This window comes from Mycobacterium sp. FW102-FHT13B02 (assembly GCF_058790275.1).
This window is the reverse complement of the sequence record NZ_JBYTCM010000018.1, coordinates 89,497-109,817: the sequence shown is the minus strand read 5'-3', so window position 1 is coordinate 109,817 and position 20,321 is coordinate 89,497. Positions and strand designations below refer to the sequence as shown.

General features: G+C 67.9%; 19 protein-coding genes and 1 pseudogene. 9 read left to right on the top strand and 11 right to left on the bottom strand.

From position 1 onward, the window contains the following. The first annotated feature begins 5 nt into the window (after positions 1–5). Positions 6–1,520 (top strand): FMN-binding glutamate synthase family protein, encoded by a 1,515-nt coding sequence (locus AC3WTE_RS24700; protein WP_492441795.1) that lies wholly within the window; start codon positions 6–8, stop codon positions 1,518–1,520. Here the strand turns inward: AC3WTE_RS24700 and AC3WTE_RS24695 are convergent. Next, a complete protein-coding gene (locus AC3WTE_RS24695) occupies positions 1,460–2,248 on the bottom strand; it encodes a rhomboid-like protein (RefSeq protein ID WP_492441731.1) in 789 nt (262 codons plus the stop codon). The genes AC3WTE_RS24700 and AC3WTE_RS24695 overlap by 61 nt on opposite strands. 10 nt (positions 2,249–2,258) lie before the next feature. Continuing rightward, the gene (locus tag AC3WTE_RS24690) at positions 2,259–3,161 is read right to left on the bottom strand and encodes an adenylate/guanylate cyclase domain-containing protein (protein WP_492441730.1); all 903 of its coding nucleotides are present in this window, start codon (positions 3,159–3,161) and stop codon (positions 2,259–2,261) included. 237 nt (positions 3,162–3,398) lie between these two features. On the opposite strand from AC3WTE_RS24690, the gene AC3WTE_RS24685 reads away from it, so the two are divergent. The 4 genes and pseudogenes from AC3WTE_RS24685 to AC3WTE_RS24670 all read left to right on the top strand — a co-directional run bounded on the left by AC3WTE_RS24685 (position 3,399) and on the right by AC3WTE_RS24670 (position 6,465). After that, entirely contained in the window at positions 3,399–4,436 is a 1,038-nt protein-coding gene (locus tag AC3WTE_RS24685) for an oxygenase MpaB family protein (RefSeq protein WP_492441728.1), read from the top strand. A 4-nt stretch (positions 4,437–4,440) separates the two neighbouring features. Next, positions 4,441–5,681, top strand: a pseudogene (locus AC3WTE_RS24680) (acyl-CoA dehydrogenase family protein). A 143-nt stretch (positions 5,682–5,824) separates the two neighbouring features. Further along, entirely contained in the window at positions 5,825–6,238 is a 414-nt protein-coding gene (locus tag AC3WTE_RS24675; protein ID WP_492441726.1) for a DUF302 domain-containing protein, read from the top strand. Then, positions 6,235–6,465, top strand: a complete 231-nt coding sequence (locus AC3WTE_RS24670; RefSeq protein ID WP_492441724.1) for a hypothetical protein — start codon at positions 6,235–6,237, stop codon at positions 6,463–6,465. The genes AC3WTE_RS24675 and AC3WTE_RS24670 overlap by 4 nt, the downstream gene beginning before the upstream one ends. 10 nt (positions 6,466–6,475) lie before the next feature. Here the strand turns inward: AC3WTE_RS24670 and AC3WTE_RS24665 are convergent, their stop codons facing one another. From AC3WTE_RS24665 to infC, 4 genes are all read right to left on the bottom strand, one after another. Next, positions 6,476–7,216 (bottom strand): TrmH family RNA methyltransferase, encoded by a 741-nt coding sequence (locus AC3WTE_RS24665; protein WP_492441722.1) that lies wholly within the window; start codon positions 7,214–7,216, stop codon positions 6,476–6,478. Between the two features lie 41 nt (positions 7,217–7,257). Beyond that, positions 7,258–7,647 (bottom strand): 50S ribosomal protein L20, encoded by a 390-nt coding sequence (gene rplT / locus AC3WTE_RS24660; protein WP_029121325.1) that lies wholly within the window; start codon positions 7,645–7,647, stop codon positions 7,258–7,260. A gap of 43 nt (positions 7,648–7,690) precedes the next feature. Continuing rightward, on the bottom strand, positions 7,691–7,885 hold the full coding sequence (rpmI, locus tag AC3WTE_RS24655) for a 50S ribosomal protein L35 (RefSeq protein ID WP_020103309.1): 195 nt from the start codon (positions 7,883–7,885) through the stop codon (positions 7,691–7,693). Between the two features lie 70 nt (positions 7,886–7,955). Further along, a complete protein-coding gene (infC, locus tag AC3WTE_RS24650; RefSeq protein WP_492441794.1) occupies positions 7,956–8,555 on the bottom strand; it encodes a translation initiation factor IF-3 in 600 nt (199 codons plus the stop codon). A 259-nt stretch (positions 8,556–8,814) separates the two neighbouring features. Between infC and AC3WTE_RS24645 the strand changes: the two genes are divergently transcribed. Genes AC3WTE_RS24645 through AC3WTE_RS24635 form a run of 3 tightly spaced genes read left to right on the top strand, consistent with a single transcriptional unit; the run spans position 8,815 to position 14,010 of the window. Beyond that, complete coding sequence (locus tag AC3WTE_RS24645; protein ID WP_492441719.1) at positions 8,815–9,198, top strand: DUF1844 domain-containing protein; 384 nt, start codon at positions 8,815–8,817, stop codon at positions 9,196–9,198. Positions 9,199–9,248: 50 nt separating this feature from the next. Continuing rightward, positions 9,249–12,593: a bifunctional lysylphosphatidylglycerol synthetase/lysine--tRNA ligase LysX gene (gene lysX, locus AC3WTE_RS24640; RefSeq protein ID WP_492441717.1), complete on the top strand. Its 3,345-nt coding sequence runs from the start codon at positions 9,249–9,251 to the stop codon at positions 12,591–12,593. A gap of 37 nt (positions 12,594–12,630) precedes the next feature. Next, the gene (locus AC3WTE_RS24635) at positions 12,631–14,010 is read left to right on the top strand and encodes an alpha/beta hydrolase (protein ID WP_492441716.1); all 1,380 of its coding nucleotides are present in this window, start codon (positions 12,631–12,633) and stop codon (positions 14,008–14,010) included. A gap of 4 nt (positions 14,011–14,014) precedes the next feature. Here the strand turns inward: AC3WTE_RS24635 and AC3WTE_RS24630 are convergent, their stop codons facing one another. The 5 genes from AC3WTE_RS24630 to AC3WTE_RS24610 form a co-directional block, all read right to left on the bottom strand. Continuing rightward, positions 14,015–15,082, bottom strand: a complete 1,068-nt coding sequence (locus tag AC3WTE_RS24630; protein WP_492441714.1) for a hypothetical protein — start codon at positions 15,080–15,082, stop codon at positions 14,015–14,017. Further along, the gene (locus AC3WTE_RS24625) at positions 15,079–16,371 is read right to left on the bottom strand and encodes a hypothetical protein (RefSeq protein ID WP_492441712.1); all 1,293 of its coding nucleotides are present in this window, start codon (positions 16,369–16,371) and stop codon (positions 15,079–15,081) included. Before AC3WTE_RS24625 ends, AC3WTE_RS24630 begins: the two co-directional genes overlap by 4 nt. Positions 16,372–16,400: 29 nt before the next feature. Then, positions 16,401–17,600: a CHAT domain-containing protein gene (locus AC3WTE_RS24620; protein ID WP_492441710.1), complete on the bottom strand. Its 1,200-nt coding sequence runs from the start codon at positions 17,598–17,600 to the stop codon at positions 16,401–16,403. Beyond that, complete coding sequence (locus AC3WTE_RS24615) at positions 17,582–19,306, bottom strand: hypothetical protein (protein ID WP_492441708.1); 1,725 nt, start codon at positions 19,304–19,306, stop codon at positions 17,582–17,584. Before AC3WTE_RS24615 ends, AC3WTE_RS24620 begins: the two co-directional genes overlap by 19 nt. Positions 19,307–19,405: 99 nt before the next feature. Next, positions 19,406–19,891, bottom strand: coding sequence for a lipoprotein LpqH (locus AC3WTE_RS24610; RefSeq protein WP_459365622.1), 486 nt, complete (start codon positions 19,889–19,891; stop codon positions 19,406–19,408). 111 nt (positions 19,892–20,002) lie between these two features. On the opposite strand from AC3WTE_RS24610, the gene AC3WTE_RS24605 reads away from it, so the two are divergent. After that, on the top strand, positions 20,003–20,320 hold the full coding sequence (locus AC3WTE_RS24605) for a PspA/IM30 family protein (RefSeq protein ID WP_492441706.1): 318 nt from the start codon (positions 20,003–20,005) through the stop codon (positions 20,318–20,320). The last annotated feature ends 1 nt before the right edge of the window (position 20,321 follow it).

Genomic DNA, 20,321 nt, shown 5'->3' with positions numbered 1-20,321 from the left:
CGGCGGTGCTCGTCGATGCGCGATGGGCGGTGCCTGCGGCATTGATCGTCGCCCCGGCAGTTGTCGGCACCTCGGATCTGGTGCAGAAACGACATTCGATCCTGCGGGCGTACCCCGTGCTGGGCCACATCCGGTTTCTGATGGAGCTCCTCCGCCCAGAGGTGCGGCAGTACTTCATCGAGTCCGACACCGACGCCACACCTTTCGACCGCGAGACGCGCGATCTGGTCTACGAGCGGGCCAAAGGCACCAAAGGCGACGAACCGTTCGGCACTCCCCGTGATGTCAACGCGGTCGGATACGAGTTTCTCCGGCATTCGCTGCGGGCCCGCGCCGCTGACGACTTCAACCCACGGGTACGGCTCGGCGGGCCGGACTGTTCCCAGCCGTACGACATCGCCCTACTGAACGTTTCGGCAATGAGTTTCGGTGCGTTGTCGGCGAACGCCATCGAGGCACTCAACCGTGGCGCGGCACTCGGCGGATTCGCCCACGACACCGGTGAAGGCGGCATCAGTCCCTACCACCTGCACGGCGGTGACCTGATCTGGGAAATCGGCTCGGGGTATTTCGGCTGTCGGGACGCCGAAGGTCGTTTCGATGCGGAGGCCTTCGCCGAGAAGTCAGCGCTGCCGACGGTCAAGGCCATCTCGATCAAGCTGTCGCAGGGCGCCAAGCCCGGCCTGGGTGGTGTACTGCCCGGCGCGAAAGTCAGCCCGGAGATCGCTGCCACCCGCGGAGTCCCGGCGGGACGCACCGTGGTGTCTCCGCCGTCGCACAGCGCATTTCACACGCCGACCGAGTTGATGGAGTTCATCGCGACGCTGCGCCGACTGTCCGGCGGCAAGCCGGTCGGATTCAAACTGTGCGTGGGCGCCAGGACCGAGTTCTTGTCCGTCTGCAAGGCGATGCTGGCCACCGGCATCACACCCGACTTCATCATCGTGGACGGCTCCGAAGGCGGCACCGGCGCGGCGCCGCAGGAGTTCGAGGACCACGTCGGCATGCCACTTACTGCGGGCCTGATGCTGGTGCACAACGCGCTGGTCGGAACCGGGCTGCGCGACCGGATCCGCGTGGGCGCCTCGGGCAAGGTCGCCAGCGGCGTGGACATCGTCAGCCGGATCTGCCAGGGCGCGGATTTCACCTTGGCGGCCCGGGCGATGATGTTCGCCGTCGGCTGTATCCAGGCCCGTGCCTGCCACACCAACCGCTGCCCGACGGGAGTGGCCACCCAAGATCCCGGACGGGCGCACGCGCTCGACGTTCCGAACAAGGCCGGCCGGGTCTACAACTTCCAGCGCGCGACGGTGTCCAGCGCGGCACAGATCGTCGCGTCGATGGGATTGGACGGCTTTCATCAGCTGTCACCGGCAATGCTGAACCGGCGCGTGGACGGTCAGCACACCTTCAGCTATGCCGAGATCCACCAATGGCTCACTCCGGGTGAGCTGCTGACTCATCCACCCGAGTCCTGGCGCGCCGACTGGGCCGTGTCCCGCGCCGACCATTTTGTCTGAAGACGCCGGGACACCACGGCGGTGACGGCGGCACAAAGCAAACTTGCCGGCAGTCCGACCAGCGCCAGCTCGGGTGTGTGGACCAACACGGCGTACCCGAAGCACACGCCCACGCCGAACACGACGGCTTCGCCACGCGTCCAGTGCGGTGGTGGTTCCAGCCGGGTCGACATCAACAAACCGACTGCGAACGCGATCGCGTGACCGGCCTCGGTGAAGTCGCTGCTGACCACCACAACCGCGACGGCGCCCGCCAGCCACCAGCCGAGCCACACCGGTTTCAGCCGCGTGGGAATCACCGCGGTCAGTGCTCCGACCACCGTCAGCACCCCGTAGCTGACCCCGACATCGGCAACTCGGCTGATGGATCGCGGCAACCATCCGAGCTCGACCGCGACCACCAACCCCGCGGCGACGACGAGCGTGGTGACGACGTGGCCCACGAAGAACATCACCACCAGCCGGTGGCTCCGCCAGCGCAGTTCAACTGCCGCGAGCAGGCAGATCAGGCCGGGCAGCCAGAAGTAGAACAAGTCGTCATCGGCGATGAACGCACTGCTGAGCAAGGTGCCGAAGCGGCCGTGGGCCAGGTTGTGCAGATTGGTACTGGCGTACCCGATCACCCGGTCATGGACGGCAGGACCCAGCGCCGCCAAGGCGACTGTGACGGCGACCAGCACGATGGCGTAGACGACGGTGACCGGGACGCGGTGCAGGTGGCGCCACACCGGGCCGACCCTAAGCCTCAGCGAGCTCCCCGTCATCGGGCTCGGCGCCCGCGTCCTTACGCGGCCTGATCCAGTACATGGACAAATCCTCGGGCACGCCCGAGGATTTCGCGGCGAACAATTGCTTGCGCACCTTCTTGGGCGTGACACCGAGGGCATCGAGGTACTGCTGGTCGATCCGGTCGAGCGTCGCCTGCGAAATGATCAGCCCGCCCTTGGTGGCCCGCTCCATGACCCGCGCCGCGATGTTGACGTCGACGCCGAGCAGGTCCGACCCGATGCGTTGCGGGTGCCCCGTGTGGACACCCGCCCGCATCTTGGGCCGGTAGCCGTCGATCTCGACCTCTTTGAGCGCGTCGAGCGCCCGGATGACCGACCGGAGCGCGGTGACCGGGTTGCTGAACACAGCCATGGACCCGTCGCCCATACGTTTGACGATGTGCCCGCCGGATTCCAGTAGCGGCGGTTCGAATACCTGGGCCACCCGGCGCAGCAATCGGAGTGTCGTCTCATCACCGACGCTCAGCGACCACTTCGAGAAGCCGACCAGATCGGTGAACACGATGGTCACTTCGGGGTTCGCAGGCCGCCCGGAGACCCTTTCGGTGAGCGCCTGCCACACCTGCAGCCCTGCCAGGCTCACCTCGTGGGATGCCCCGCCGCGTGACAACAACCGATCGGCGGCACGAGCGGCCGCGCTGGGCCCGCCGACGCCGGCCACCGACAGCGGGTCACCGAAGTCCGGGTCACCCGGCAGCGCGCGCCGGGCCCGCCTGATGAATCCGATTACAGCCGGACTGTGATTGGTGTTCTGCAACCAGCCCAACGGTCCACTTGATCCTGGCCCCGCGTGTGACGCCGGGCCGATCTCTCCCACACCGTCGGATCGTTCTTCGAACGATTCGACTTCCACGACGCCACCCTAGGTGGCGGTCCGTGGCACCGGCAATGATCGCGACCGGAGCGTCGGCGTCGACTCGCCGCACACTGCGAGACCCTTCGAAAAAGTGGCTGGTCACCGAGTCGTGGCAGGCCGATAGCCGCTCCATAACGGTCCCGCCGACACTGGCCGCAAATCGTGGACAACATGCGTTGTCACGATTATCGTGACGACACAGAACCCTCGGTATCAACGCTGAGCGAGGACAACATGGCCCCACGAACGACACCCGCGACCAAGCCGGCCGAGCCGCTGGGCCCGGATTCCCTGACCTGGAAGTACTTCGGCGACTTACGCACCGGCATCCTCGGCGTGTGGATCGGCGCGATCCAGAACATGTATCCCGAGCTGGGCGCCGGCGTGGAGGACCACTCGATCCTGTTGCGGGAACCGCTGCAGCGGGTGGCACGCTCGGTGTACCCGATCATGGGCGTGGTCTACGACGGCGACCGCGCCGCCGACACCGGGGCGCAGATCAGGGGCTATCACGAGACCATCAAGGGCATCGATCACGACGGTCGCAGGTACCACGCTCTGAACCCCGAGACGTTCTACTGGGCGCATGCGACGTTCTTCATGCTGATTCTCAAGACCGCCGAATACTTCTGCGGCGGGCTGACCGAAGCCGAGAAGCGTCAGCTGTTCGACGAGCACGTGCAGTGGTACCGCATGTACGGCATGAGCATGCGGCCGGTCCCGGAGACCTGGGAAGATTTCCAAACCTATTGGGAGCACAAGTGTTCCGAGGAACTGGAGATCAACCGGGCGACGCTCGACATCTTCACCATCAGAATTCCCAAGCCGCGGTTCGTGCTGATGCCGACGCCGGTGTGGGATCAGATGTTCAAGCCGCTGGTGGCCGGGCAGCGCTGGGTCGCCGCCGGTGTCTTCGACCCCGCGGTGCGCGAGCGCGCCGGCATGCGCTGGACACCCGGTGACGAGGTCGTGCTGCGGCTACTGGGCAAGGCCGTCGAGCTCGCCTTCCTCGCGGTACCAGAGGAAATCCGTTTGCATCCAAGGGCATTGGCCGCCTACCGCCGGGCCGCCGGCCAGGTGCCTGCGGACGCGCCACTGGTCGAGGCGCCCGGTTTCATGGCCCCGCCGAAAGATCGCTGGGGCCTGCCGATGCATTATGTGCCACGTCATAAATCGTTGATGGAGCGTGCTGGGTCACTGGTACACACCACGTTCTCCTTGGCCGGTCTGCGTCCCGCGCGCGACCGTGCTGTCCCCGGAAAGGCTGCCTGAACACATGCTTGATTGGTCCGACGTCGACATTGCCGTGCGCGACGCGGTGCGCGAGTTCGTGGACAAGGAAATCCGGCCGCACCTCGATGAACTCGAGGGCGGCGACATGGAGCCGTACCCCATCATCCGAAAGCTGTTCGCCACCTTCGGAATCGACGTGATGGCCCGCGAGTCGCTGGAGCGGCGGCTGTCCCGCCTGCGCTCCGGTGAAGCGTCGGACGGCAAGCAGCGCGCGTCGGGCGGGATGTTCGGTGGCGGGCCCGACCAGGCCGGCATGGCATGGTGCTGATCAGCGAATTGTGCCGCGTCAGTTCGGGTCTGGTGACCGGCGTGGGCGTCAGCCTGGGCCTGACGGTGCCCACCATCCAGAGCCGCGGCACGCTCGCCCAACAGGAACGCTGGCTGCCCGGCCTGGTGACCTACGAGAAGATCGGCGCCTGGGCCATCACCGAACCCGACTCCGGCTCCGACGCTTTCGGTGGCATGAAGTCCTATGTCGTGCGTGACGGTGACGACTACATCCTCAACGGCCAGAAGACGTTCATCACCAACGGCCCCGACGCCGACGTCGTGGTCGTCTACGCCAAGCTGGACGAGGGCGATGGGGCTGACAAGCGTGACCGCAAGGTGCTGACGTTCGTCCTCGACCGCGGCATGGAAGGCTTCGTACAGTCGAAGCCGTTCCGCAAGATGGGAATTCACTCGTCGCGTACCGGCGAGCTGTTCTTCAACAACGTCCGGCTGGGCCGCGACAGGCTGCTCGGCGAAAGCGAGGAGAACAAGGCCGGCGACGGCCGCGACAGCGCCCGGTCCAGCTTCTCGGCCGAACGCATCGGCGTGGTGTCCATGTCGCTGGGCATCATCGAGGAATGCCTGAGGCTGTGCATCGACTACGCCAAGACCCGCACGCTGTGGGGCAAGGAGATCGGCCAGTTCCAGCTGATCCAGCTCAAGCTGGCCAGTATGGAGGTCGCGCGAATGAACGTGCGCAACATGTTGTTCCGTGTGATCGAGTCCGGCCAGGCCGGTCGCCAGATTCCGCTGGCCGAGGCCTCGGCGATGAAGTGGTACTGCTCGCAGGCCGCCACCGACGTCGCGATGGACGCCATCCAGCTTTTCGGCGGCAACGGCTACATGACCGAGTACCGCGTCGAGCAGCTGGCGCGTGACGCCAAGTCACTGATGATCTACGCCGGCAGCAACGAAGTGCAGATCACCCACGTCGCCAAGGGACTGTTGGCTTAACGGAGCACGGCCACGCCGGCGCACCGAGGGACTCTGGTCCCTTCGCCTTCGTACTTTGGTCTCTGGGCCGCCGGGCGAAGGGTCGGGCATCGTCGAGACACCAGGGGTTCTCGAACCAGGAGTCAGGCGATGAAGGGTGCCTCATGACCATCGGATTGTCCACCGACCTGCAGACGACTTTCGCCGACGCGGTCGCGCGCACCCGGCAGGCTCTGGCTCAACAGGGATTTGGCGTGCTCACCGAAATCGACGTCAAGGCCACCCTGAAGGCGAAGCTCGGCGAGGAGTTCGAGGACTACGTCATCCTGGGCGCCTGCAACCCGGCACTGGCGCACCGCGCCCTGAACGTTGACCGCCAGATCGGGCTCTTGCTGCCGTGCAATGTCGTCGTGCGCGCCGACCCGGCCACAGCCGGTCGCATCCTCATCGAGGCCATCAACCCCCAGATGCTGGTCGACGTCACCGGCGAACCACAGCTCGCCGAACTGGCCGACGATGTCGGCACCAAGCTCCGAGCCGCCATCGAATCCCTCGACAGCAAAGGAGAACCCTCATGAATCGCGAAGTCTGCAAGTTCTTCTCCGGGGCCTTTGCCGCGTTGGCCTACGCGCACGGCGCTTACGCCATCGCGACATCCCGCGGAATCATCAGCGAGCCGGTGTTTCTCGGTAAACGCTGGGGCGTGGGCTACATGTGGACCGAAGCAGCGGTGTATACCGTCGTCAGTGTCGTCCTCGGCTATCGAGGCTGGGGGGCACCCACGGAAGCCTCTACATCCGCTTGACGCGGGCCGGTCACGACTGTGCGCGGGAGCTCTCGTACAGGCAGATCGACGCCGCGGCAGCCACATTGAGGCTCTCGGCACTGCCTCGCATCGGGATATGCACCCGCTGCGACGCCAATGCCGCAACGTCGTCGGGCAGACCGTGCGCTTCGGGGCCGAACAGCCACGCGGTGCGCATCGACAGATCGGCGGAGCGGATGTCCACGGACGCATCGAGCGCGGTGGCCAGCACTTCGATGCCGCTGTCGCGCAGGGCCGAAACCACCGCGGCCGCATCGGGATCCACCACGACCGGCAGGGCGAAGATGCTGCCCGCCGAGGACCGCAGGCACTTGCCGTTGTAGGGATCCACACTGTGCCCGGCGAACACCACGGCGTCGGCGCCCATGGCGTCGGCGATGCGAATCAGCGTGCCGGCGTTACCCGGTTCGGACATGCCGACGGCGACTGCCAGCAGCCGCGGTTCCGCAGCCAGCACGGACTCGAGAGTCGCCTCGGGCAGCGTGCACACCGCGACGAGCCCGACCGGAGTGACGGTCTCGGACAACACCTTTGCGGCCTTCTCGGTGACCACCGACACCGGAGCATCAGCCAGCAGTGCGCCGAACCGGTCCAGCGCGGCTTCCGTCGCAAAGACCTCAGAAACAAGACCGCGCCGAAGCGCTGCCTCGACGAGGTTGGGTCCCTCGGCAAGAAAGCGCCCGGCGCGTTTGCGCCCGACGTGGCGCTGCAGCTTGGCGGCAGCGACCACCCGGGCAGATCGCTCGGTGAGCGCTGAGTCTGTAGTCAGACTCAGGCAGCCTCTCCGGACGGAGCATTGACATCGGCGGGCAGAGCAGCCTTGGCCACCTCGACCAGCGCCGTGAACGCGGCGGGATCGCTGATCGCGATCTCCGACAGGTTCTTGCGGTCCACCTCGACGCCGGCCAGCTTCAGACCCTGGATCAGGCGGTTGTAGGTGACGCCGTTCTCGCGGGCCGCAGCGTTGATACGCGTGATCCACAGCTTGCGGAAGTCACCCTTGCGGGCGCGACGGTCACGGTAGGCGTAGGTCAACGAATGGAGCTGCTGCTCCTTGGCCTTGCGGTAGAGCCGCGAGCGCTGTCCGCGGTAACCCTTCGAGGCCTTCAGTACTGTGCGCCGCTTCTTCTGAGCGTTCAGTGCGCGCTTCACGCGTGCCATGAGATGTTCCTTATCCTTCGGTGTTCTTCGGGAGCGGGCGGTACTAGCCGGCCAGCATCTTGGCGACACGCGCGGTGTCGTTGGCAGCAACCACGGCGCGACCGTCGAGGCGACGGGTGCGCTTGGTGGCCTTGTGCTCCATCAGGTGGCGGCGGTTGGCCTTCTGGCGCACGATCTTGCCGGTTCCGGTCTTGCGGAACCGCTTCGATGCGCCACTGTGGGTCTTGGCCTTGGGCATGTGTCCTCAGTTTCTTTCCATGCGGTCACTCGCGGCGGCTGGGGGCCGCTGCGGGCGATCGCGACTGCTGTTACGCGGTTGCGTCAGATTCGGGTGCCGCGGGCGCCGGCCGTCCGGCCGGTGCGTCGGCGTCGTGCGCTGCCTTGGCGCGAGTCTTCGCGCCGCGGTGCGGTGCCAGCACCATCGTCATGTTGCGGCCGTCCTGCTTGGCGGACGTCTCGATGAAGCCGTATTCGGCGACGTCGGCGCCCAGCCGCTGCAGGAGTCGGTAGCCCAGTTCGGGCCGCGACTGCTCACGTCCGCGGAACATGATGGTCACCTTGACCTTCGACCCTGCTTCGAGGAAGCGGACGACGTGACCCTTCTTGGTCTCGTAGTCGTGGTCGTCGATCTTGGGTCGCAGCTTCTGTTCCTTGACGACGGTCTGCTGCTGGTTCTTGCGAGACTCGCGCTCCTTGAGAGCCGTCTCATATTTGAACTTGCCGTAGTCCATGATCTTGCAGACCGGCGGCTTGGCGCCTGGCGCAACTTCGACAAGGTCGAGATCGGCGTCAGCGGCGACGCGGAGAGCATCTTCGATGCGCACGATGCCTACCTGCTCGCCATTCGGTCCGATCAACCGAACTTCAGGTACTCGAATGCGCTCGTTGACGCGTGTCTCAGTGCTGATGGGGCCTCCCGGGTTGTTCCATTACTTGTTCAGTAGAGGTCACACCCGGCTCAGCCATCTGTTCGTACGAACAGAAAAGCCCTGCATATAGCAGGGCCCATTGCCGACCGATCACGGCTCACGCCGCCTGCGCACAACGCAGAACAGGCACAATGTGCCTGTGACCGGACCGTCAAGCCGCAAGGCCGACGGTGGGAGTGGGACTCCACTTGCTGTCCTGACGTAAGCCAGGACGGTCGCGCATGACACTCTAGCAGTCATGACCGACCCGAACATAACCAGCGACCCCACCACACACTCAGGGACTGCGGCTGATGAAGCCCAGGTGCGGGAGCTGGCCGAGATCCCTGCGGTCGAGGTGATCACCCGCGCCGCCGTCATGCTGATGAGTGCCGCCGCCGAAAAGCTCGGGCTGGCCGACGCGGATCCCGACGAGAGCCCGCACCGCGACCTCGACGAGGCCCGTCGCCTCATCACCGCGCTGGCCGGTTTGGTGCAGGCCTCGGCGGAGTATCTGGGACTGCATGCCGGCCCGGTCCGGGACGCCCTCAAGAGCCTGCAACTGGCCTTCCGCGAGGCGAGCGTCGCGCCGGACGAGCCCGGCCAGGGTCCGGGCGAGAAGTACACGGGCCCGGTCTGGTAGCCCGGGGCCCTGCAGACACTTCCAGGTTTCACCGAATATTGTCCGAACTTATGACGTTGACGCCGAGCAGACCGCAGCAGCGCCCGACGACATTGGGGTGGGTTCCGGCCGCGGCCGGCTGGGCCGTCGGTGTCGTCGCGACGCTGTCGCTGTTCGCCAGCCTGTCGCCGCTGATCCGGTGGATCATCCGCATCCCGCGCGAGTTCGTCAACGACTACCTGTTCAACTTCCCGGACACCAGCTTCGCGTGGTCGTTCGTGCTGGTCCTGCTGGCCGCGGCGTTGGCCGCGCGCAAGCGGATCGCCTGGTGGATCCTGCTGGTCTACATGGTCGGCGCCATCGGCTGGAACGTCTACGGACTGCTGTCCGGCAACCGCCCGGTCGTCGACCTGACCGTCATGGAGGACCTCGGCGAGGCACTGGGTCTGGCGTTCCACATCGGCGTCATCGTCGTGCTGCTGCTGTCGCGGAATCAGTTCTGGGCCAAGGTCCGCCGCGGGGCACTGCTGAAAGCGGCCCTGACGCTCGCGGCCGGCATGGCCGTCGGCATCCTGCTGGCCTGGGGCTTGTTGGAGATGTTCCCCGGCCGTCCCCCGCTGGACCCGGACTACCGGTTGGCCTACGCGGTGAACCGGGTCAGCGGCTTCGCCGCGGTGGGCAAAGAAGCGTTCGAGGGCGGCCACCCGCACGCGTTCCTCAACGCGCTGTTCGGTCTGTTCGGAGCCGTGGCGCTGATCGTGGCTGCGATCGTGCTGTTCCAGTCCCAGCGCGCCGAGAACGCCCTCACCGGTGAGGACGAGTCCGCCATCCGCGGGCTGCTGGAGCTGTGGGGCAAGACCGACTCGCTGGGCTACTTCGCCACCCGCCGCGACAAGGCGGTGGTCTTCGCGCCCAACGGCCGCGCGGCCATCACCTACCGCGTCGAGGTCGGCGTCTGCCTGGCCAGCGGTGATCCTGTCGGCGACCCACGGGCCTGGTCGGCAGCCATCGACGCCTGGCTGGCCCTGTGCCAGACCTACGGTTGGGCACCGGGAGTCATGGGCGCCAGTTCGGCCGGCGCCGAGGCCTATCGACAAGGCGGCCTGAATGCGTTGCAACTGGGCGACGAGGCCATCCTGCATCCCGACCAGTTCAAGCTGTCCGGGCCCGAGATGCGCGCCGTGCGGCAAGCCGTCACCCGCGCCCGCCGGGCCGGGCTGACGGTTCGGATGCGCCGGCACCGCGACATCGCGGCCGACGAGATGGCCCAGGTGATCAAGCATGCCGACGCATGGCGCGACACGGAGACCGAACGCGGCTTCTCGATGGCGCTGGGACGACTCGGGGACGCCGCCGACGGGGACTGCCTGCTGGTGGAAGCCGTGCAGGGCGACGGCGGCGAGAACGCAGCCGTCGTGGCGATGCTCTCCTTGGTGCCGTGGGGCACCAACGGGGTGTCGCTGGACCTGATGCGGCGCTCCCCCGCCTCGCCCAACGGCACCATCGAACTGATGGTCAGCGAGCTGTGCCAGCGCGCGGAAGAGATTGGCGTCACCCGGATTTCGCTGAACTTCGCAATGTTCCGGTCGGCATTCGAGCAGGGGTCGCAGCTCGGTGCGGGCCCGATTCTGCGGCTGTGGCGCGCACTGCTGATCTTCTTCTCCCGCTGGTGGCAGCTGGAGACGCTGTACCGCTCGAACATGAAGTACCTGCCCGAATGGGTGCCCCGCTATGCCTGCTACGAGGATGCGCGCCTGATCCCGCGCGTCGGCGTGGCGTCGGTAATCGCGGAGGGCTTCCTGGTGCTGCCGTTCTCCCGGCGCGACGAACAACCCCATACCGGCCACCACACCGCGGCCCCCAAGAATCTGATCGAGTCGGGCCGGTTGCATGCCGACGGCAGCGCTCCCGATGTCGCCGATCTGGCGGCGGGGGCGTCCGAGACCACCGAGGCGCGCCGCCTGCCCGATCAGGTGCGGGTCCGGATGGCGAAGCTACGGGCGTTGCAGGCGGACGGCATTGACGCCTACCCCGTCGGCCAGGCACCCAGTCACACGATCGCCGAAGCACTGGAGGCCGGCGCCGACACCGCGGTCTGCATCGCCGGACGGGTGTTGCGGCTGCGTGACTATGGCGGCGTGCTGTTCGCCCAACTGCGCGACTGGTCCGGCGAAGTCCAACTGCTGCTGGACAATTCGCTGCTCACCGAGGGCACCGTCACTGATTTCACCGCAGCGATCGACCTGGGTGACCTGATCGAGGTTTCCGGCGTCATGGGCGCCAGCCGCAACGGCACGGTGTCGGTCCTGACACACAACTGGCGCTTGATCGGCAAGTGCCTGCGCCCGCTGCCCGACAAGTGGAAGGGCCTGACCGACCCCGAGGCCCGGGTCCGCACGCGCTACCTGGATCTGGCGATCAACACCGAGTCGCGGGAGCTGATCACCGCACGCAGCCGGGTGCTGCACTCCATCCGGGAAACGTTGGTGGGCAAGGGCTTCCTGGAGGTCGAGACCCCGATTCTGCAGCAGATCCACGGCGGGGCGAACGCCCGGCCGTTCGAGACCCACATCAACGCCTACGACCTCGACCTGTATTTGCGCATCGCACCCGAGCTGTACCTCAAGCGGCTGTGCGTGGGCGGCGTCGAGCGCGTCTTCGAGCTGGGCCGCGCCTTCCGCAACGAGGGTGTGGACTTCAGCCACAACCCCGAATTCACCCTGCTCGAGGCCTACCAGGCACACGCCGACTACAACGTCTGGATCGACGGCTGCCGCGAGATCATCCAGAACGCCGCCGCGGCGGCCAACGGCGCCCAGGTCGTCATGCGGCCGGGTCCCGACGGGGGCCTGACACCCGTCGACATCTCGGGGGTGTGGCCCGTCAAGACGGTGCACGACGCGGTGTCCGAGGCACTGGGCGAGCACGTCACTGCGGAGACCGACGTGGCGACGCTGCGCAAGCTGTGCGACGCCGCGACGATCCCCTATCGGACCCACTGGGATGCCGGGGCCATCGTGCTGGAGCTGTACGAGCACCTGGTCGAAGACCGCACCGAGGCACCAACGTTCTACAAGGACTTCCCCACTTCGGTGTCGCCGCTGACCCGGCCGCACCGCAGCGTCCCGGGCGTTGCCGAACGCTGGGACCTGGTGGCCTGGGGTGTCGAACTCGGCACCGCCTACAGCGAGCTGACCGATCCGGTGGAACAGCGCCGGCGCCTCGAGGAACAGTCTCTGCTGGCCTCCGGCGGCGATCACGAGGCCATGGAGCTCGACGAGGACTTCCTGCAGGCCATGGAGTACGCCATGCCGCCGACGGGCGGAATGGGTATGGGCGTCGACCGCGTGGTCATGCTGATCACCGGTCGCAGCATCCGCGAGACGCTCCCATTCCCCCTCGCGAAGCCCAGGTAGCACACAGGCACCTCCCAGCTTTCCGCGTCACGCTGGCATGGTGACGTCCGAGGCAGCGACCGCCGGCCTTTATGGCGAGCAACACATTTCGTTGACGCACGGCTGGCTGCCCCTCACCGTCCAGGCCGTCGCCGTGGCGGTCCTGATCCTCGCGGTCGGCTGGCGCAACCGCCGGTGGCGCACCGTTTGGCTGCCCGTAGCCGCCGGTGCCGGGGTGCTGTTGACCGCCACCGCACGCTGGGTCGTCGCGACGCAGGGCTGGTCCGACGATCCCGCGCCGACGCGGCTGTGGGTGTGGACGGCAGTGACCGGCACCGCAGCGGTACTGGTGATCGTCGGATGGCGTGCCACCCGCTGGTGGCGCCGCGGGCTCGCCGTCGTGTCAGTGCCGCTGTGCGTGCTGTGCACGGCACTGACGCTGAACACCTGGGTCGGGTACTTCCCCAATCTCGATACCGCGTGGGAGCAGGCCCGGTCGGCGCCGGTGCCGGGCCAGACGCGACCCGAGACCGTCGTCGCGATGCAGAAGGCACGACAGATACCCAGCAGGGGCAGCGTCGTCGAGGTCCAAACAGGCTCGGCGGCATCAGGATTCACACACCGCGACGAGTACGTTTACCTGCCGCCCGCGTGGTTCGCCAGCAACCCCCCGCCCCGGCTACCGATGCTGATGATGATCGGCGGCGAGTTCAACACGCCCGCTGACTGGCTGCGGGCCGGCAACGCGATCAAGACGGTCGACGACTTCGCCACCGCACATCAGGGCAACGCCCCGGTGCTGGTGTTCGTCGATCCCGGCGGTTCGTTCAACAACGACACCGAGTGCGTCAACGGCCCCCGCGGCAACTCCGCCGACCACCTGATCAAGGACGTGCTGCCCTTCATGACCGCCAACTACGGCGTGAGTGCCGACCGTCGCAACCGCGGCATCGTCGGCTGGTCGATGGGCGGCACCTGCGCGGTGGACCTGACCGTGATGCATCCGGACCTGTTCAGCGCATTCCAGGACATCGCCGGGGACATCGCGCCCAACGCGGGCGACCGGCGGCAGACGGTGCAGCGACTATTCGGTGGCAGCACCGCCACGTACGCCGACTGGGACCCGATGACGGTGATGTCCCGCCGTACCTACAACGACATCGCGGCCTGGTACGACATCAGCGGGCCCGAGCTCTCCCGCGGGTCGCTGCCCGCGCAGACCGTGGCGGCACATTCGCTGTGCGGCGCCGGCAGCACCCGTGGCATCCGGTGCGCAGTCGTCGAGCGACCGGGCAAGCACGACTGGCCTTTTGCCGCGCAGGCATTCGCCGCGGGGCTGCCGTGGCTGGCCGGGGAGGTCGGAACGCCGGGTGTGCCCCGGCTGCCATTGCCCGGTGCGACAGCGCCGCCCGTTCCGGTTCAGGCCGCGCGCCGGTGACGGCCTAGTAATCGGCTTCAGCAGCCAGAATCTCGGCAAGGAAGGCATCGGGGCCGGGCGCCGCGAGCCGGGCCCGCACGTAGCGCCGGACCCGGTCCCGAACTGACTCCGTCTCGCTGTTCTGCGCACCGACGGTCACCGTGGTATCGGTCCAATCATGGCCCCACGCTTGGGTTTCGGTGACCGACAACGGCAAAGTGGCATTGCCGTCGACGTCGAGCGTGCCGCCACCGGTGATCGCCCCCGAGTCCAGGCGTACCGGTATCCCGTCGGCTGGACCCATTGTGGCGACGCGGATATCGGCGACGACGGCACCGTCGCGCGCCTGCACGGACCAGTCGATGGTGTGCTCGGCGGCGTCGAACATCCGCGCCGGCACCGCGGTCCATGAGACCGATGCGACGCCGCCCGCGATGGCGCCGGTGTCCCCCGCACCGGGTTGCCCGGCGGCGAGCGCATAGTCATCCCGCCGCGACTGTGCCCGCGCCCCAAGGACTTCCGACCAGTCCCCCAGCCCGGTGTCGTCGGCGAGGCCGATACAGCTGTTGACCAGGCCGAGCACCCGCGAATCACCGGAGGCCGCGAGACGCGTCAACGCCTCTCGGTGCGGGGTCAGCAGTCCGGTGATATCCGAGTCCAGCGTGTCCTGGCTGAAGTAGTCCTCCAACGCCGCCGTCGCCAGGGCGACCTCGGCGTCGAGCACCGCGGCGTCGAGCGGGGTGATGCCGTCGCGCGCACTGGCGGGCCACCATCGCCGCAGCCAGTGCCCGACGGCCAGACGCCGGAGTGCGGCAAGGGGTTCGGGCCGCGGCAGCACGTCGGCGAGGTCGACACTGCCGGCTGTCGCGGCTGTTTCCGCGGCGGCGGCCACCGCCACGTGCCCGGCCTCCCCGACCAGCCGCCACAACCAGTCGGCCGCAGGCAGGTCCGTGAACGTGATCCGGACTGCCTGCGCCGCGTCGTGGATCGTCCATGCGAGGACGGCGCCGCTGACTTCGAGCACCGCCACCTCCGGTGGTGCCTCGACCTCGGAGCCCAAGGCCCACAACCCGGAATCGACAGTCAGTTTCATCCTGTCGCCTCCAATTCGAGCATCGCCTTGATGCGCTGGCGGTGATCGAGGCTGACCGATCTGGCGACCCCGTCCAAGAGGCCACGCACCTCGCCGGCATCACCGCAGGATTCTTGCCAGACGTCGCGGCCGTGCAGCCGGGCCCACAGCCGGGCGACGTAGGGACGGACGAACGCCGCGAGGTCGTCCACGACGTGCTGCTGTCGTGGGTGGACGGGGCCGCCCCCGGTCAGGTATCGGCGGGCGTGCAGCACATACGCTTCCTTGCGGAGCCGGGCCTGGATTTGTCCTGCCAGGTGGTAGCGCGACCGGTGGTGCACCTCCAGTGGCGCCAGGTCCATCCCGATCTCGATGCCGGCGACCAGCGTGGCCTGATTGTCCTCGGCCAGCAGGCCCCACGGGGAGGCCGCGCGGTCCGCCTCTTCGGCGCACAGGGTCGGCAGGTCGGGCAGCTCGTCGCGGTCGAGAGCGCGGCGCAGCGTCGCCCGGACCCGGTCGACGACGCTGCGATCGAGTGGGCGTTCGGCGGTGCGGGAACCGGCGACCGTCGGCTTCGACTGTGGTGCCGCAGCGGACAATCCGATCTGGTCGACCGTCCACGGCACGGCGGCCGAGGCGTCGCGCATCCTGGCGCCGAAGTTGTACGGCGTGCTGTCGCCGATCAATGCGGTCCAGACGCGCTGCCGTGCGGCATCGGCGTTGTGTCCGCCCGACGGACCGAGCACCGTCGTCAACCCGGCGAGAAAAGGCGCGGCGGGCTCGCCTCCCGCCCGGACGTCACTCCAGCAGGCGTCGAGTTGGCGCGACAGCGTCTCCAACACTGCGGGATCGGCGAGATACTCGTGCAGCCGCTCCACCGCGGTGCGGTCTCGGTCGCCGTGCACGTCGCGCAGCGCTTCTGCCACGACGTGTGAATCATCCTGTCCCGGTTCGCCTCTGGTGGCAGCCAGCTCGAAACACACCGGGAAATAGAGTTCTTGGGCGTTGCCGGTGGTGATTCGCTCGCGCCGGCGCTGCGCCTTGAGTAGCGCGAACCACATTGCCGCAGCGCGCAACTGAGCCGAATGGTCGATGATCACCCCGCGCATCTCGTCCGCGATATCGGCGGCGACCACGGGTGCCGAATATTCGGGATGCACCCGGAGCCGGAGCACCAGCGGGTCGATGATCCGCTTCACCGCGCGGCTCAGCGGACCGCCGTCGGGACTGCTGAGCAACTCGAGCCCGGGCCCGATCTCGCGCCACGCGGCGTCGATGACGGCGCGACGCGGCTGCGGCCCGCTGGTCATCGGCTCAGGATAGGCGGTCGGCGGCATGGTCAGCGCGCGCCGTCGACGGTGAACGTCATCAGGGCCGCCCAGTAGACGGGGCTGAGCGCCGCGTCGCCGGTTCGCCAACGGTGCAAGCAGTCTCGCTGCCAGCGGTTCACGGCACGGGCCGGCGTCGTCGCCTCGTGTGCCGTATCGACGGCGATGATCACCTCGGACATCGGATCCGAGTCCCCGGATGTGGCAGTGCGGTACCCGGCCGTCGTCGGCAGGGACCACAGGGTCGCGGTAACCACCTGCGCGCCACCGAGAATCATCGCCGCCACCAGTCCGGTGGCTTCGTCGAACCGGTAGTCGGCGGCCGATGCGCATGCCAACAACGCGACCCGGGGCGGGACTGCCAATCCCATCACCATGATGTCGGCAGCGGTCAGCGGCTCGGACTCGGCGATATGCAGTGCGGCCTGGTCGGCCGAGCCATCACGGTCGGGGGCCGCGCTGGCGTGGCCGACGTACACCAGCCGCGCCGGCTGCTGAGCCAGCTGATCGGCCAGCCAGTGCCGGTCGGCGTCAGCGCGCCGGAAGAGTTCCACCGGTGCCGCGACGGCCGGCAGTGCGGGGCGCCCCGCGAAGTGCCGGGCCAGCACGGTGTCCGGCGAGGGTCTCCCCAGCACCGAGCCGAGTGCCGAATCCGGCCGCTGGCCCGGCACCTTCGGGTCCAGCAGCAGAAGTGGCGGCCCGGCCGGATTCGCTTGGCGACGGGGCGCATTCGCGATGTTCGGCGGTGCCGCGAGCAGAAGGTCGGCCAGTTCGATCAGGCGCCGGTCGTCGTTGCCGGTGGGCTGGGCGAGCAGGCCCCACGGCACGCGGCTCAGGCGGGCGCTCGGTGACACGAACAGCACCGGCGGCTCCGGCTCGTCCGTGTACCGCCGTACCAAGTCCCAGGCCTCATCGGGTAGCAGTGCACCCAGAAGCCGGGCGAGTTCGCGCTCCCGCCCGACGGTCGCGAACGGGCCGGTGGCGAGAGACCGGACCAGCGCCGCGGAAATGTGTTCACCGTCAAGCGGATCCGGCAACGCCTCGGCCAGCGCCGAGGTCACCGCGAGGAGAACATCCTCTGCCACCGTCCAGGTGACCAGCCGCCCGGGCGAGCCGACCACTCGTAGGCTGACGTACGTCGCGATCCCGATATCGGCGAAGCGCAGGACCAACGTCGTTGTGGTGGTGTCGGTTACGGACATGTCGACCACGCGTCCTGATCCGCGGTGACGGCGCGGCCGTACCGGGCCTCGGCCAGTTCACGGTAGCGCGCCAGCACCGGCGCACCGTCCGGTTCCATCTGCAGCGGCGGCAGCGGCCCGAGGCGGATCAGGCCGGCAGCGCCGACTGCGACCGGTCCGGAGGCGACCGAGGCCAGCTGCTCGACATCGATTACCGGCGTCGCCGCCGTGGTGGCCCGGGCCCATTCCCTCGTCGCGTCCTTCGCAGCGCTGACGCTGAACGCGCCGCGGGCGCTGTGATATTCGATCAGTTCGCCGACCAGGACCGGATTCTGCGATTCCCACGCGACCGCGAACGCTCCGGCGAGCAGCGGCGCGGCGACCCCGGTGGCCCAGCGTGCGCGGGCCTCGGCATCGGTGATCGAGTAGCGCACCGAGTCGACGGCAAGGGCCGCAGGCAACTTCAGGTCGGCGGCGCTGGCCAGTTTGGCCATGCCGGCCCGGTATTCGTCGGTGTCCGGTTCAGCGGACCACGTGCCGAGTGCACCGCGGTAGCGCGCTTCGGCCTGTGCCCACGTGTCGGTGGGATCCCCCGCGGCATCGAAGCCGAGGTCCGCGAGTCCCTCTGCGCGCCAGACCGTACCCAGCTGGTCGTCCAACCGGGCGTACTGCAGCCAGCTGCTGCGCGGCGAGGAATCCAGGCAGGCGCGGGCCTGACCGACGAGCGCCCGCGCCTCGTCATATTGGCCACGAAAGATGGCAATCCAGCTGCGCTGCAGCAGGATGCGGTGCACGTGCAGCGGCTTGCCGAGTTCTCGCCAGTGCCGCTCGGCATGGCCCCAGCATTCCTCGGCGGCCTGCAGCGCACCGACCGCCAGCCGGGTCAGCCCGAAGTACAGCCAGCATCGGGATACCTCGTGGGCCCGCGCCTGCCGTGCGATCTCGGGATACGCAGCGGTGACGAGTGCCTCTGTGGACTGTTGGTCACCGGCCAGCCAACTCACCGCCGCCCGCTCCAATTGTGCTCGGGCCGTGGCCAATTCCCAGCCTCGCGCCTGTGCCCGCGCCTCGGCCCGGCGCAGCCACGGCAGCGCCTCGTCGACCTTGCCGGTTTCGATACAGAATCGCGCGTAGCCCAGCGCACCGGTCACCCACAGGTACTCACGCTGGGGCTCGTCGGCCGGTGTTGCGAGCGTGGCCAGCACCTGATCCCACAACGGCACCGAATGGACGTGCAGGTCGTCGTCGCAGAGCGCGAGCGCGCACAGAATGCGGGCGTGGCTGAGGAGGTAGGTGTGTTCGTCCTCAAGATCGACGTACGGGGACCGGTTGTCCAGCGCGGTCAGGGACTGCGCCGCGCCCTCGTGGTCGCCGATGGCGGCGGCCAGGCCGGTCCGCAGAAACGTGGCCCGGCGGCGATAGCGGCTGAGCATGTGATCCGCGTCCTCGGGGGTCATGGTCATCTGCGCGACGATCTCGGCCGGTGCGCGGCCGGCCAGGATCGACGCGTAGATGTCGAGGCAGTCATCGATCCGCCGGATGCATTCGCGCACGCCGTCCAGAGCGCTGCGGATCAGATAGATCTCGCCGAGCTGGGCGCAGACCTCGAGCATGTGATCATCGCGGTCGGCGGCTTCGATGGCTGGCATCAGTGACAGCAGCAGTTCTTTGGCTGTCACCTCGTCGGCGGCGAACATCAGCGCGCGGGCGCGAGCGAGTTCGCCGGTGATCGACACGGCCGCATCATAAGGCCGGCGAGCGAAGTGACGGGGCGACGAGCAGCGGGTGCATCCGATTGCTTCAATACACCCGCCGCCCGGCCAGCCTTGGGCATGTCAGCCGCAGGACACCTTGATCTCGAAGTTCTTCGAGATCATCCCGGCCATCGGGTTCTTCATGTCAGCACCCGCGGCCTGCCCGGTGATGGTGTACGTGCTGCCGTCGACCTTGACGTCAGCCGACCCGGTCTTCATGCCGCCCATCTCCGACACCGCAAGAGCGTTGCCGTCGACCACCAGGCCCAGGGACTGCACCTTGGGCGGTGCCGCGTCGGTCATCACGACGCCGAGGCCCTGCGCGCCACCACCGATCGGGGCGCTGGCGATGTTGATGGTGCCGCCCTGCTTCACACAGGTCACCGACTTCAGGTCCAGGCCGGCCAGGTCCTGGCCCTCCACCTTCACCACGGTGTTGCCGCCGCCCGTCACCGAACCCGGGCCGGACGCCTTCGGACCGTCCCCCTTGTCGGTAGAGCAGCCGATCAAGGTGGCGCCCACGGCCAGCATGCCGATACCAGCGGCCAGAGTGCGATTGATGTTCATGTCAGAGGGTTTCCCTTCCTTGTACGCCGCCCCGGTGGCGTCGTCGTGCCGTAAGTACACGCAGACGTCGCGGCTACCGATCCCAACTTTGCAGCGCGGTACCGTGAAGCCATGGCCGACGAAACCGCCGCCGAGCAGCCATCGAGCGACCCGAACCAGCCGATCGACGCCGAGATCGTGCCGGTGGATTCGGCACCCGTCGCCGTCCCGCCGACCGCTCCGACAGATCCCGGCTACACCCCCGACGGAGTTCCTACGTTCGAGTCGGTACGGGAGAAGATCGAGCACCGGTACGGCACGGCGATCGGCTCGGCCGAGCTGGCCGCGGAGACACCAGAGGGCCGGGCGGTCGAGGAACAGTACGAGGCCCGGCAGAAGGCCGCAGCGGAACGGCTCGAGCAGATTCGTCGCTCGATGCACGACAGCTGAC